Source organism: Pedobacter anseongensis, assembly GCF_037482965.1.
Classification (GTDB): Bacteria; Bacteroidota; Bacteroidia; order Sphingobacteriales; family Sphingobacteriaceae; genus Pedobacter; species Pedobacter anseongensis.
The window spans coordinates 110724-125442 of sequence record NZ_JBBHKB010000004.1; the positions used below are offsets into that span (position 1 = coordinate 110724).

General features: G+C 39.1%; 12 protein-coding genes. 7 read left to right on the forward strand and 5 right to left on the reverse strand.

Annotated elements, in window-relative coordinates; genetic code table 11:
• The first annotated feature begins 13 nt into the window (after positions 1 to 13).
• The 4 genes from WG904_RS14705 (at position 14) to WG904_RS19695 (ending at position 2481) form a co-directional block, all read left to right on the forward strand.
• Positions 14 to 247, forward strand: coding sequence for a hypothetical protein (locus tag WG904_RS14705; RefSeq protein ID WP_339580093.1), 234 nt, complete (start codon positions 14 to 16; stop codon positions 245 to 247).
• Positions 248 to 303: 56 nt separating this feature from the next.
• Positions 304 to 1425: a thioredoxin-like domain-containing protein gene (locus WG904_RS14710; RefSeq protein ID WP_339580094.1), complete on the forward strand. Its 1122-nt coding sequence runs from the start codon at positions 304 to 306 to the stop codon at positions 1423 to 1425.
• Between the two features lie 77 nt (positions 1426 to 1502).
• Positions 1503 to 1628 carry a cysteine peptidase family C39 domain-containing protein gene (locus WG904_RS14715; protein ID WP_339580510.1) on the forward strand — a complete coding sequence of 42 codons (126 nt, stop codon included), beginning with the start codon at positions 1503 to 1505 and terminating at the stop codon, positions 1626 to 1628.
• 406 nt (positions 1629 to 2034) lie between these two features.
• Positions 2035 to 2481, forward strand: coding sequence for a beta-barrel domain-containing protein (locus tag WG904_RS19695; protein ID WP_489737900.1), 447 nt, complete (start codon positions 2035 to 2037; stop codon positions 2479 to 2481).
• A gap of 87 nt (positions 2482 to 2568) precedes the next feature.
• Here the strand turns inward: WG904_RS19695 and WG904_RS14725 are convergent, their stop codons facing one another.
• The gene (locus WG904_RS14725) at positions 2569 to 2829 is read right to left on the reverse strand and encodes a transcriptional regulator (protein ID WP_339580096.1); all 261 of its coding nucleotides are present in this window, start codon (positions 2827 to 2829) and stop codon (positions 2569 to 2571) included.
• Positions 2830 to 2966: 137 nt separating this feature from the next.
• Here WG904_RS14725 and WG904_RS14730 point away from each other — a divergent pair, with 137 nt between their 5' ends.
• The 3 genes from WG904_RS14730 (at position 2967) to WG904_RS14740 (ending at position 6778) form a co-directional block, all read left to right on the forward strand.
• On the forward strand, positions 2967 to 3497 hold the full coding sequence (locus WG904_RS14730; RefSeq protein WP_339580097.1) for an alpha-galactosidase: 531 nt from the start codon (positions 2967 to 2969) through the stop codon (positions 3495 to 3497).
• A 364-nt stretch (positions 3498 to 3861) separates the two neighbouring features.
• Positions 3862 to 6285, forward strand: coding sequence for a beta-galactosidase GalB (gene galB / locus WG904_RS14735; protein ID WP_339580098.1), 2424 nt, complete (start codon positions 3862 to 3864; stop codon positions 6283 to 6285).
• 193 nt (positions 6286 to 6478) lie between these two features.
• Positions 6479 to 6778, forward strand: a complete 300-nt coding sequence (locus WG904_RS14740) for a GIY-YIG nuclease family protein (RefSeq protein WP_339580099.1) — start codon at positions 6479 to 6481, stop codon at positions 6776 to 6778.
• An 859-nt stretch (positions 6779 to 7637) separates the two neighbouring features.
• Here WG904_RS14740 and WG904_RS14745 read toward each other — a convergent pair.
• From WG904_RS14745 to WG904_RS14760, 4 genes are all read right to left on the reverse strand, one after another.
• Positions 7638 to 10325, reverse strand: coding sequence for a carboxypeptidase-like regulatory domain-containing protein (locus tag WG904_RS14745; RefSeq protein ID WP_339580100.1), 2688 nt, complete (start codon positions 10323 to 10325; stop codon positions 7638 to 7640).
• 126 nt (positions 10326 to 10451) lie between these two features.
• Positions 10452 to 12797 carry a beta-L-arabinofuranosidase domain-containing protein gene (locus WG904_RS14750; protein ID WP_339580101.1) on the reverse strand — a complete coding sequence of 782 codons (2346 nt, stop codon included), beginning with the start codon at positions 12795 to 12797 and terminating at the stop codon, positions 10452 to 10454.
• Positions 12798 to 12807: 10 nt separating this feature from the next.
• Positions 12808 to 13785 (reverse strand): glycoside hydrolase family 43 protein, encoded by a 978-nt coding sequence (locus WG904_RS14755; protein ID WP_339580102.1) that lies wholly within the window; start codon positions 13783 to 13785, stop codon positions 12808 to 12810.
• Between the two features lies 1 nt (position 13786).
• Complete coding sequence (locus tag WG904_RS14760; RefSeq protein WP_339580103.1) at positions 13787 to 14719, reverse strand: glycoside hydrolase family 43 protein; 933 nt, start codon at positions 14717 to 14719, stop codon at positions 13787 to 13789.

Genomic DNA, 14719 nt, shown 5'->3' on the forward strand with positions numbered 1-14719 from the left:
TAAACTTTTAATTATGAAAAAAGTAAATCTATTAACCAATGCCGAGATGAAAAACATTCTTGGTGGAACTGAGGAGGTTAAGAGTTGCTATTCTTCAATGGATGACAAAATTTGCTGGTATGATGTATCGCCAGGAGTTGAAGTAAATGGAGAATGCGACTATTCAGACAATGGTAAGCAATGCCGTTGTGTAGCATGGGATGGCGAATCAAGCGTTCCTATGGCCACTTGCATAAAACCTCTTTAAGTGTACAAATGTCTGAATCGTTAGATTCAGACATTTTTCCTTAACTTACATATATTATGAAAAAGACAATTACGACAGCAATAATATGCCTATTGGTAGGGAGCTGCTTAGCGCAAGGCAATTTCAGCATTAAAGGGAATCTTCCGCCCCTTTTCAATAATTATACCATCTCACTACTGATAAAGGATGACATTGGACGTTACACTGAACAGACTTTAACTAAAAATATTTCAAATGGAAAATTTTCATTTGAAGGAAATTTAGATCATCCAACAAAAAATGCTGTTCTAGAGGTACACAAGGGTAATGAGAAAAAATATAGCCTTCAATTTGCACTGGATACAGGAATAAATGAACTATCAATAATAGAGAGAAACCCAACTTATCGTTTATTGTCTCTTAATGGAAAAATGTCGCTATCAAATATTATCAAGGGAAAACTTGATAGTTTGCGAACTTCAGCATCTCGAGCATACCGAGAAAAGAATAAAATAGGTCAGGGAGCAGTTGCGCTGCCGTTTCAAGAAACGCACCAATTAGATTTAGACATGTTGCACACAATAGAGCGATATCCCGAAAATTATTACGCCTTAACACGTCTGGTCCAATTAAGTAAAAATATTTCGATGCTTAACTACGGCGACCTGATTATAAATGCATTAAATACATTCAGTAAGAATCTTCAAGAAAGTGAATTGGGAGTGAAAATGACAGAAGACTATATTAGGTATACTGAGGCAAACCGTGCGTCTCGAGTTGGCCAAAAAATGTTTGATTTTGAAATCAAAAATGTTCCAGACGGTAAGGTGCTGACCAATAAAGATTTGGTGAACAAACCTTATATTTTGGCATTCAGCGCTACGTGGTGCGTGCCATGTCATGAACAGTTACCAAAGTTAATGGCATTATATGAAAAGTATAAAGATCAGGGACTTCAAGTAGTGTATTATAATCAAGATGAAAATTATAACGAATGGGTTGACGATGTGAAAAAAAATAACCTCAAATGGATAAGTGTATCAGAGAAGAGAAGCCTCAACTCAGTAAGTATGCGCTTGGGTGTTCACTATATTCCAACCTATTTTATATTTGATAAGCAAGGACAGATAATTTACAACTCAGATCAAATGGATGCCTCCCTGAAATTATTGGAAGACTATATTAAAAAAGCTCTTTAAAAATTAATTAAACATTGAAGCCTTTTCACCATTATAAACAGCCCGATCAAATGGATTGTGGCCCTACTTGCTTACGCATGGTCGCTAAGCATTTTGGGAAGAACTTTAGCCTTCAAAGATTACGGGATATCTGCGGGATTAATAAGGAAGGAGTTTCGTTGTTGGGCATTAGCGAGGCAGCCGAAAAAATTAGACAATGGTGAAACGGAAGGTATCGTCCTCACTCTTACCCCAACTCCAGATTTTTACTTGCAAGATGGGGATAAAGACCAGAAATTAGGCTTTGTTTATCTTTTGGGCTATCTTAGAAACTATAGGTCATTAATTCTTCAGTTGTTTGTCGGATTAGGCGTCGGAAGCCTTCTACAACTGATTTTGCCATTTCTAACACAAAGCCTCGTCTCAAGAAGTGAGTTTGCACAGCAGGAAAACAAATATCTCTCGGCAAAATACCCCTTACAACAATCTGAAACAGCCATATTGACTAATATTACTAACTATAATGCCAAAGAAAAGGAAGTACTTGAACTTGAAAATACAATCGCTGAGCAACAGTCTAAATTCGTTCAGGCATTAAATAAGTTTATAACAGAGACTGATGAATGGATAATGAAATATATACTGCGCTCACCTTCCGACGGAAGGTTAAGCTATGCAGGTATAATTCAAGAAAATCAAAATGTTGTCTCGAATCAAGAAATCTTCGTAGTAAATCCTGGCAATATTGATTTTTTTGGAGAAGTTCAAATACCACAATATAACATGGGTAAAATTCGTGTTGGAGAAAAGACATTGGTTAAAATGAAGAGTTATCCTTTTGAACAATACGGACTTATACGAGGGACTTTAAGCCATTTATCCGATGTCGCTTATAAAGACAGTGTTTTTATCGCTAAGGTACGGTTTGACCTGTTTGAGAACAAAGACCCCCAAAGAAAAATAGTACTGAAAAATGGAATGCATGCTGATGCAGAAATTATAACGGAAAATAGTTCACTGTTACAACGGTTCTTTCGGAACGTTACTAAAATTATAGATGATAAAAGTGATAATTAAGTAAAGCCACTCATGGAGTGGCTTTGTTTTTTAATACTTATTCATTAACATCAACATTTTACTTGATGGCAGTCGTTTGGCATTTTCTCATGCTCTTACAGTAGAGGCATCAACATTAAGTAACTTTCCTAAGCGTTTATAACTCAACCCATGTTCACAACGAAACGCAAAAATTTGTTGTTCAATATAATTATCTTTTTTGACGAATGGGTTATATCCCAAAAAAGAAATAATCAACGGATAGTGCTGCATTTGGGGCTTGCTCCTGTTGGTCTCCCAAAAGGTGATACAGTTAACGGTTACCTTAATCAACTTCGCCACATCTTTTTGCATTAGCACCAATTCCATCCGTTTCTTTTTGATATGCTCACCAATAGTCTGTGGATTTCTTGAATAACCATTAGCAATAGGTTTTACACTTGTATTATGATAACGCAAACAAGGCAACGCGACCCTGGGATATTTGGAAAGATTTAATTCATCTAATGAGTGTAGCGAAAGGCTGGTACGCCTATTCGGCTCCCGGTACTTGGCCCGATTGTGATATGATTCCCCTAGGCAGAATTGCCATCCGCGGCGAACGCGGAAAAGACCGAATGACGAGGTTAAAGAAAGAAGAACAGGTTTCGTTAATGACTTTCTTTACGATTTTTCGATCACCCTTAATGTTCGGTGGCGATCTGCCTTCTAATGATTCATTTACGCTATCTTTACTTAACAATACAGACATTCTTAACATGCATAAGTATGGTAGTGAAGTGCGCCAACTGTTTATGGAAAACGGAAAAGTTGCCATAACTTCAAGAAATAGCAAAACTGGGGAGCGTTATCTAGCTTTATTCAATATGGGCGATAAAGAAGTGGCAACACTTTCTGTAAATCTTAAGGAATTTGGGTTTAGTGGAAAATATAAAGCAAAAGAGTTGTGGACAGGCGAAAGTTTTAAAGGTTCAGACAGTAATTTTTCACAGCAAATCGCCCCCCACGCAAGTATGGTGTTCAGTATTACGAAATAAAGCCGTCATTGCGAGGAGGAACGACGCTATAACTAACAAATGATACCAATGAAATTTAGAATTTTAACGTGGGCTGTAAATGATAGCTGAGGATTTAAAGATCCTAGTTGGGCAACCGATATTTCATTTTATAAGGGTACTTATTATTTATTTTATTCCATGCAAACGATCAAGCCATAAACGACTTACCTATTATAGCCATTCGGAAAAATACAGGTGCTAATCCAATAGAAGCGCCTTTTATGTATAAAAAGTGGTATTTCATGGCTATGATGATGCAAACAAGGGGATTTCGAAATTATTAATCTGAAAAATAACACAACGCTTGGCCAACGGTAACTTTATAAAGATAAAAAACACAATTATGAATAAGTTGAAGACAATATTTATCATCTTTTTAGCGAGTTTGAGTTTTGTACAAGCTCAAATCCGAAAAGATATACTTTTAGAAAATGGTTGGAAGTTCTCGAAAGGAGATTTCCCCGCTGCCTCACAAATGGCTTTTGATGATAAAGCTTGGAAAATGGTGAGCGTGCCGCACGATTGGGCAATTTACGGCCCATTTGATGAGAATAACGATATTCAGATTGTTAAAATTACCCAGAACAATGAAACGAAGGAAACACGTAAAACCGGTAGAACAGGTGCTTTGCCCTACATGGGCATAGGATGGTACCGTACCAAATTTACTATTCCTGCTAGCTTATCGGATGAGCAAGTGAGTTTGCTTTTCGACGGGGTAATGAGTAATTCGACCATTTTTGTGAATGGCAAAGAAGTAGGTCGTTGGCCTTATGGTTATAGTTCATTTCACTTTGATATTTCTTCATTACTTCTAAAAGGGAAGGCAAATACGCTAAGTGTGCGGGTGGATAATAAACCTGAATCATCGAGGTGGTATCCGGGAGCAGGAATTTACAGAAATGTACATTTATTAATCCAGCCGAAAACAAATCTTAAAACCTGGGGAACATTTATCACCACCCCAGAAATAGAGGCAGGTCTGGCAAAAGTGAATGTAAAGACCAAGTTGTCGGATAGTTTGGCCAAAGGTTTTAAATTAACCTATTCCATTATAGATTCTAAAGGGATTACACTTGCTAGCCGTTCGGTTTTAGGGAAAAATGAAATTGATCTTAGCCTTAAAAATCCGAAATTATGGTCGCCCGAGCAACCCACACTTTATACCTTGGTTACCAAATTATACCTAAATAATGTATTAACAGATCAGCAGCAAACTAGGTTTGGCGTTCGAAAAGCAGAATTTAAGCGTGAAACAGGTTTTTGGCTAAACGAAAAAAATGTTAAGTTTAAAGGGGTGTGTTTGCATCACGATTTAGGTCCGCTAGGTGCTGCAGTTAACACCGCGGCTATTCGTCGACAGCTCGTTTTGTTGAAAGATTTGGGCTGTAATGCCATTCGTACTTCTCATAATCCAGTAGCACCAGAATTTTTAGATCTTTGCGATGAAATGGGTTTTTTGGTGATTGAAGAAACATTCGATGAGTGGAAAAGGTGGAAAATGAAGAATGGCTATCATAACTATTTCGATCAATGGGCTGAGAAAGATGTGACGAATATGATCGAGCGCGATCGAAACCACCCCAGCATTATCATGTGGAGCATTGGCAATGAAGTGCCAGATCAAGACAATAAAGAGGGATATAAGTTGGTACAATTTCTTCAAGACATTTGCCACAAAGTAGACCCGACCCGTTTGGTGACTGCTGGAATGGATCGAATTAATTCTGCCCTAAAGAATAATTTTGCTGCCACCTTAGATGTTCCGGGGTTTAACTATAAGCCAAAACAATATTTCGAAGCCTATAAAAAATTGCCTCAAGGTTTCTTGTATGGGTCAGAAACAGCTTCTACAGTAAGTTCTAGAGGAATTTACCAATTTCCGGTTGTATTGGGCAAGGACAAGCATTATCCAGATCTTCAAAGCTCGTCGTACGATCTAGAATACTGCAACTGGTCGCAAGTTCCCGACGATGAATGGGCAGTGCAAGATACAACGGCTTATTCGGCTGGCGAATTTGTGTGGACAGGCTTCGATTACCTTGGAGAGCCAACGCCTTATGATGATTATTGGCCATCGCGCAGTTCGTACTTTGGAATTTACGATTTGGCGGGCTTGCCAAAAGATCGCTTTTACTTATATAAAAGCAGGTGGAAACCCGAAGAACCTACTTTACACCTTTTACCACATTGGAATTGGGAAGGCAAAGAAGGAATGGTGATTCCTGTATTCTGTTATACGAATTATCCATCGGCAGAGTTATTTGTGAATGGAAAAAGTATGGGTGTGCAGAAAAAGAGTAATCTCAGTAACTTAAATCGTTACCGACTGATGTGGAAAGATGTAGTGTATGAAAAAGGTAGTATTAAAGTAGTGGCTTATAATAAGGCTGGAAAGGCCGTGGCAACTGAAGAAGTTAAAACTGCTGGAGCACCTCATCATTTAAAGCTGAGTGCCGATCGTACGCAATTAAAAGCCGATGGAAAAGATCTTTCTTTTGTAACCATTAGTGTGGTTGATAAGGAGGGGAATCTTTGTCCGAATGCTACCGATAATTTAAGCTTTAGCGTTTCTGGCGCAGGAAAATACCGTGCGGCATGCAATGGCGACGCCACCTCCTTACAATTATTTCATGAGCCCGAAATGAAGGCTTTTAGCGGCATGGCAGTGGTAATTGTGGAAACAACAAAAGCAAAGGGGCTTATTAACTTAAAGGTAATGGCAAAAGGTTTGCCGGTTGGGCTGATTACGTTGAATGCGAAGTAGGGATTAGCATGCGTCATTGCGAGGAGGCACGACGAAGCAATCTACTAGAGAAATTTAGCGAGGAGATTGCTTCGTTCCTCGCAATGAGGGTTTTGAGCCATAGCTTGAAGTACTGTAGAATTCTGCTAACTTTATTGCTAGCCCCATCGTCATTGCGAGGAGGCACGACGAAGCAATCTTAAAGCGATAAAAAATGAAAATAGGAAAAGGTGGCTGCGTATACATAATGACCAATTCATACCATTCTGTGCTATACACAGGAGTAAGTTCGGAATTAGAAGGTAGGGTTTGGGAACATAAAAATAATTATTATCCAAACAGTTTCACTTCAAAATATAAATGCTACAAATTGGTATATTTTGCTTTTTTCCCACATATAGAAGAAGCAATTGATGAAGAGAAAAGAATAAAAGGAGGAAGTCGTCAAGCAAAAAATGAATTGATTAATAGTCTAAATCCTCAATGGCGAGATTTGTATGAAGATTTGTTTTAAAGTTAATTGCGACGTGCATGCGTCATTGCGAGGAACGAAGCAATCTACTAGGGGAATTTAGCTAGGAGATTGCTTCGTTCCTCGCAATGACAGGGTTTGAGCCCTAACTTGAAGTACTGTATAATGACCAATTCATACCATTCTGTGCTAAACAGCTTCGTTCCTCGCAATGACGGGTTTTGAGCCCTAACTTGAAGTACTTTAGAATTCTGCTAACTTTATTGCTAGGCCCATCGTCATTGCGAGGAGGCACGACGAAGCAATCTACTAGAGAAATTTAGCGAGGAGATTGCTTCGTTCCTCGCAATGACGGGTTTTGAGCCCTAACTTGAAGTACTACATAATGACCAATTCATACCATTCTGTGCTATACAGCTTCGTTCCTCGCAATGACGGGGTTTGAGCCCTAGCTTGAAGTTCTGTAGAATTCTGCTAACTTTATTACTAGGCCCATCGTCATTGCGAGGAGGCACGACGAAGCAATCTACTAGGGAATTTAGCTAGGAGATTGCTTCGTTCCTCGCAATGACAGGGTTTGAGCCCTAACTTGAAGTACTACATAATGACCAATTCATACCATTCTGTGCTAAACAGCTTCGTTCCTCGCAATGACGGGGTTTGAGCCCTAGCTTGAAGTTCTGTAGAATTCTGCTAACTTTATTACTAGGCCCATCGTCATTGCGAGGAGGCACGACGAAGCAATCTACTAGAGAAATTTAGCGAGGAGATTGCTTCGTTCCTCGCAATGACGGGGTTTGAGCCCTAACTTGAAGTACTGTATAATGACCAATTCATACCATTCTGTGCTATACAGCTTCGTTCCTCGCAGTGACGGGGGTTAAAGCGTAAGCTGGTAAAATCACTTTACCGTTAAATAACTAATCTTTCTGCAAAGTTGTCCATTAACATCGATTCCTTCTAGTGTAACCCGATATTGCCCTGGCTCGTCTGACGTATAAAATGAAAACTCTGCCTTTCCATCTTCGCCAGTGATGATATTTGGTTTCCAGAATAGGGTGGAGCGGAAATCGTTTTTGGGACCGTTTTTTTGGACTTCATAGTTGGGTACATAGAATTCTCGAGCATAGGTATAGCCTGCTATCGGGAGTTGTAAAAAACCCGGCGGACGGTTAGGTTTAATGAATTTATTGGGGATGCCATTCATGGTGAGGAAGACAGCGCCATAGGGATTATTGCCTGTCTCACGCATGTTAGCTGCGATAATACTTCCTTTAATAATCTGTACTCCCGTAAGTGATCTTGGGTTAATACCAGATAAATCCTCTATAGCCATCCCATTTAATAAAATTGTCATTCGACCCTCTTTAATTTTGCAGCTTGCACAGTACCCCCAAATTTGTTGTTGCTTCACTTGTACCCCCATTAAGCCTTTTAGGTGCGTTTCGAGGTTCACCATTTCCTGTAATTTATCCGGCTCGAAAGTATAATCCGGCGGCGAGGCCGCAAACGGATAAACCGAGCCCTTTATCTCGGGCACTTTTTTCTTGGTGATAATCTCGACTGTTTTTAGCGTGGTTCCCTGGATGATCCTTCCCGTACGCTCCATCTCGTCGAATAGACTCGAGGTCTGCGAAAGATAGGCTTTCATCGCCGTATCTGCCGCAATACTTAAAGGTACTATTTCTTCTCTAATCGTTAACGGTCCAATTTCATCAACCTCGTCTAACACTACTTTTACATTATTACTTTCTTTTGCTCCGCTTGCCCTGAGCACTACCTCTACGCTATCGCTTAATTGCAAATCCTTAAAGCTGAACCTACCAGTTGCATTGCTAACCGTATCGAGGAATAGCATTTCTTTTGTCGCCAGCAGCTTTATTTTTGCATTTGGTACCGGCTTTCCACCAATAAGCGTAGTAATATTGCCATTAATTTCCAATCCTTCTTCGGCGGTGTATTTTGGCAATGCTGCTTTTTCTGAAAGTACCTCCGTCCAGCTGAACCTGCGCCATCCTTGGGTAAGCAATAGGGCATCGAGCTCGGCCATTTTTCGCGCATCGGGATTGGTGAAGTAATAATTCGGGACTTCGATATTGCCTTTCAGGTCCGAGCTTAGCAATAAATTGGAATATATAGTTAATTGTTTTTCTTCGGGCAGGGTTATTTTATCTGATTTTACCACAGCAACGGAATAACCGCCTACAACACCATCTGCATTATCGAACTTCAGCTTTACTAGATCGCGAGTTGCATATTCCGGCTTGTCGCTTTCAAGAATGGAATTTACCTGTTTCTGCTGAACAAATACCAATCGCTCGGCCAGTGGCCTGTTATCTGCAGAGAACAAAGTTAGCTGGTTAATCCCATCAGCAAGTTTAGATTTTTGAATGGTAAAAGTAATCGAATTACTGTTCATCGGCAGCTTAACTGCCTGTTGTACTTCTCCATTTGCCTGTATCACTAAGCGTACCTCTTTTTCAGCTTCTATCCCAGCCGAGCGGCTAATCCTCACCAATATATCGTCTGTTGCTGTAGGATTAGTTGATAGTACAAATCCTTCGGGCAATGGCTTTGGCAGTACAAAACGCTGGCCTTTGTACAGTTCATCTGATAGAACTGCAGTATAGCTGCCCCCAGTTTGTGGCAAAAGTGCAAATACGCCCATGCCCGCATGTGAAGTTTCGAATACGGAGACCTTTTCGTTTTTTTCGTTCTCGATATGGCCTCTTATCGCCATTCCCAACCCATCCTTGCCCACGGCCTTAAATGCTACCTTCGATCGGATGCCCGCAACCAAAGACCCTCCCTCGGGAAAGAAATCGACAGCTAGGATATTCTTACCAGTATTTACGGTGAAACGGTTGGTTAATACGGACCCTGACTTTAGCGTACTTATGGTTTCAAGTACCAACTTGCCTTCTTTTGGTATTTTATCGGCAGGGAATATCACGCCAGCCTTCCCCGACAGATCAGTTGTTATCTTTCCAGCTGATAGGACCTTCTCTCCCTGCTTTAGCTTATAGTTAACTTCCTGAGCAGACAGCGCATTGCCCTTTGCACTAGAATAGGTTAATTCGGCAGTTAATCCCTGCTCATTTTCGCCAAAAATAGCCGAAACGTTAGCTTTATAATGTAGTACATCGCCCACACGCAGTGTATGATTAAAGAAATAATCCTCACCGGCATTTCGCATCCACTGGGTATAGGCCCTCAAAGGATAATCCCCAGCTTGATACAAACTGTCTACAAGCACTAGCTGTGCCGAGGCCATACCCGCATTAATGGGAACTACCAAATGCTTTGATTTTCCGGTAGGAGGTACTATGTCTATATATACTATTTTACTGATAGAAGATAGTTTATGGCCAAGTCCATTAACCAAATACACCTTGAACCATACCGTATCGCCAACGCTGTAAAAGGGTTTATCGAAATGGATATGGATTTTTTCTTGGGGACGAACACTTGTAAATTCGTGCAATTCTGAGACAACCTTAGCTAAATCTTTTGGAGTAGCTTGTTGGCCGAAAAGGTGGTATGAGTAAAGGGTTAATAGTGTAAAGAAAACAAATATTGCCTTTTTCATGGTAAGGTATTTGAGCGGTAATTAATGGGCGACAATTCTAAAGTACAAAAAAGATACATAAACTAAAAATATAGTCGAATGTTTATAGTCCTAGTTTGAGACAATGACGCTCACATTTAAATAGCTCTACCTCAACAGCCTAATTTCGTAAATATTCGCAACCATAGATTTCTCTTGCGCTACAAATTTAAGTTCAATAATTTCGGTTAAAAGGGTGGTAGGAATAGGATAATCAATGCTGTAAAAGGTTCCTCCATTTGAACTGTCAATTGATAAAGTGTTTATTAAGGTATTGTTAATTAATATATTGAATTTCTTATTTTTATCTTTTTCGTGAAGCGTTAAGCGAAGGCTAACTCCTTTCAGTTCTTTATTTTTTAATTCGTAACTAAACCAAGCTTTACTATTTCTGTAATGACGTTCTTGAAAGGTGCCATTTTCGGTTTGCTCGCCTTTAAAATTATGATCGGTTTCTGGTTGCTGCTCTCCTGTATTAATTAAATCGACCGTACGTAAATCGAGTGCATTCTTTTCATCTTCGATATTCTTAATCGTGGACAAACGATGAGACAAATCTGTTTCGTTACTGAACGGCCAATACAGCATATATCTACTATTTTGGATGGTATAAAAAGGAACTAGTTTTAAATTCTTATATCGTGGTTGGTAGATGAGGTTATTGGCGGTAAATTGCATTTTATGTGTTGCATCGGGCGTAATTTTGCTCGCTAAATTATTTTTTGGACCTAAAATTAATGGTGCTTGATCTATCGGAAATAATGTTTCTGAGGCAATGTGCCCCATTCTGCTTCCGTCGGCAATTACATTTTTAGGTTTTAAGGTATCTAGAACAGCGGCAAGCACTATTGGTCCATGCAAAAAAGAAACCCAATTCGACTGGTCGGGCAGAAATTCGGTCGTGGTGTGCATTGGTAAATTAATATTCACCACATCACCTGTTTTCCAAAGGCGATTGATAGTTGCATAGCCATTCTTATTTTTTGTGATTGCTTGTTTTTTTCCATTTACCATAACCGTTAATGTATTTTCAAGAATCCAGGATGGATGACGGAAATTAATGGAAAAAAGGCTAGGCTTGGCTAGTGTTACCGTAAATTTCGAATTTTCTGTAAGGGGAAAGCTGGTTTGTTGGGTGATTCTCAAACCTTTTTCTTTCCAGTGAAGGTTAGAGGGGATATATAGATTCACAAATATATCTTTATCGTTGTGCGCATAAATCATTTCGCTATATTTTGCATGGTTTTCTAGTCCAGACCCAACACAGCACCAAAAGCTTTCTTGTGGTTTAGAATAAACTCGATAATGACCCGGACGGATGGGGGTAAAGTACACAAAACCTCCAGCTGCATTTTGCGAACTAAGTATGTGATTGTATAGCGTTCTTTCATAATAATCAATATAATCCGTCGTTGCGTGAGCTAGAAATAATTGCTTTGTTAGCTTGAGCATATTATAAGAGTTGCATGTTTCTGGACCTTCTCTCGAATCGATCATGTCTGAAAAGTTGTTTGTTGCGTTAAAATGCTCTCGTACACTATTTCCACCAATTGAGATTGATCTGTTGTTTACTACGCTTTTCCAAAAGAAATCTGCTGCATTTGCCAAACTTGTGTCCTGATCTACTTTTGCAATTTGTTCGAAGCCAATTACTTTTGGGATTTGGGTATTGGCATGTAAGCCATTCAATGCATCTTTTTGGTTTAGCAAAGGATTAAGAATAGATAAGTCTGAAAACTGACGCGCCAGTTTGAGATATTTTTTATCGCCCGTTATCATAGCTACATTTGCAAAAATTTCATTTAAACCACCATGCTCACTCTTTAGCATGGTTTGCACCTGTGCATCGGTTAAATTAGCTACTAAATCTACACACCAATCGGTAAGTTTAAGAAGTATATTTTTTGCCTTTACATTTCCCGTAATTGCATAGGCATCGTACAGGCCACTATATAGCTTATGAATATTATACAAAGGCACCCATTTGTCATTTAGCGAAAAACTTGAAGCTTTAATATTCCCATTTTTAATTTGCGCCCACATGGCTTTGCCTCCTGGAACTCCACCTACATACCCATTTCTATTTTTAATTTGGCATTTTTCGAGTTCATTGAGCACATAGGTAATCCTCTCTTTCACTTTTAAATCGCCTGTGGTACCATACATGAGTGATAGTGCTGATAAATAATGACCCGCCATATGTCCGTCTAACCCCGTGTTTTCCCAATTTCCATATTGTTCAGCTTTTTTTGGTAAACCTGCTTCTTTTAAATAGGGGGCTAAAAGGCGATCGGCATCCAGCGAAAGCATATAAGCCAAATCGGTTTGTTGAGCAGCTTTAAATGGTCCATCGAGTAAATAAATTTCGTTTAAGTTAAACGCATGTAATTTATCTTGTGCAAATGTTATCGTTGCAGTTAAAAATAATAGCGTAAAACAGAGTTTCAATTTCATTTAACAATATTTAATTTTTTACTCCCACTATACCTTCACTTGTCATCACCACCCGTTTCATTGTTCCATCTTTGTTATAATATAAATAATCAATACACACCGAACGTCTAAAACTGCCTCCATCAGTATTTATTCCACCGTTGTGGTAAATAAAGTAAGATTTGCCTTTAAAATCGATGATGGCTTGGTGATTCGTGTTCGAATTTCCTGCTATTTCATTTAATATCCCTTTATATTCCCATGGGCCTGTAATTTTTTTGCTCATAGCGTAAACAATTTTCTCTGGAAATTGAGAGGCATACGAAAGGTAGTACCAATCTTTTCTTTTATGAATCCAAGGGGCTTCGGTAAATTCTTTTAAATCTAAGGTTACTATAGGCCCATCCATTTCGATCATGTTTTTCTTCAACTTTACATACCTGCATTTCTGGTTGCCCCAGAAGAGATACGCTTGTCCGTCGGTATCGATAATTACCGTTGGATCGATGTCATCCCAGCTAATCTTTACATCGGTCGTCATATCATTGGTAATTAGCGCTTTGCCTAGTGCATCTTTAAAGGGACCTGTTGGGCTATCAGAAACTGCTATACCTATTGATTTACCGTGTATCGTACCATGGCTTATCGCCACATACCAATAGAATTTACCGTCTCTTTCTATCACCTGCGAAGCCCAAGCGTCGCCACTGGCCCAAGCAAAAGATTTCGTATTTAATGGCGATTTATGCGCTTTCCAGGTTACCATATCGGCTGATGAATACACTAACCATTCGTTCATTTCGTACGAATTTTTTGGGGGTTTGGGTACATCGTGACCTGTGTATAAATAGACTGAATCGCCAAAAACATAGGCAGCTGGGTCCGCAGTATACTTATCGGTAATGATTGGATTACCTTTTGAGACGATAATTTTTTCTTGTGCTACGGCTGAGCAGTGGCCTGCAATGATCATCATGCCTACGCTGAGAACTTTTGTACTTTGCTTCATTTTAATTAACCGTTAATAATTTTTTCAATTCACTTTTCTTGATGGTTAAAATGCTGCCGTGACGAATTCCTTTTGGTAAAGAAATTTTCGTCGACACATCGGTCCAGTTCTGCAAATCAGACGATTTTATGGCGCCATAATTGTGCTCTCGATATTTATCAAAATAAACTAACCATTCACGGCCAATTTTTAGGATTGTTGGTCCTTCAGCCCAATAATTTCCGGTAATTTTTTCACTCGCTTTTGAATAAGGGCCATTTAGTTTGTCGCTAAAAGCAATTTTCAAGTTCTTTTGATCAGGATTTCTGGTTTCGTCTTTCAAAAACATGATAAATCGATCTTTATCTTTTACAATTGTAGCATCGATTACATTAAAACCTGGATCGTACAGAAGTTTCGTTTCAGAAAAACTCTTAAAATCTTTAGTGATTACATAATATATACGATGATTATAGCCATCATCAGCCTTCGATGCCGTTTCAGGGAAGCGACCGATAATGGTAGTTGCCCAATAAATCATATAGGTTTTAGTAGCGCTATCGTACGTAATCTCTGGAGCCCAAGTATTTCTTGCGCCTTCTTCCTTTGCCATCACTGGGATAAATTGTTGTTCGCTCCACGTAATTAAGTCTTTAGAGCTTGCGTAGCCAATACCCTTATCTTTCCAGCTAACCGTCCACACCATGTGGAATAAGCCATCTGCGCCTTTAATAATGCAGGGATCGCGCATTAATTTATCCTTGCTTACCATTGGTGCTAAAAACGATTTATCATTTTTTAAAGCTTTCCACTGATACCCATCTTTGCTATAGGCTAAATGAAGACCGTCTTGTCCGTTATTATTGAAATAAGAAAATAAATAAACTTTGCGTTGTGCGCTTGTACTAAAGAAGGTGAAAATACCTAAGATTATTATTAAATAAAGTTTCTTCAT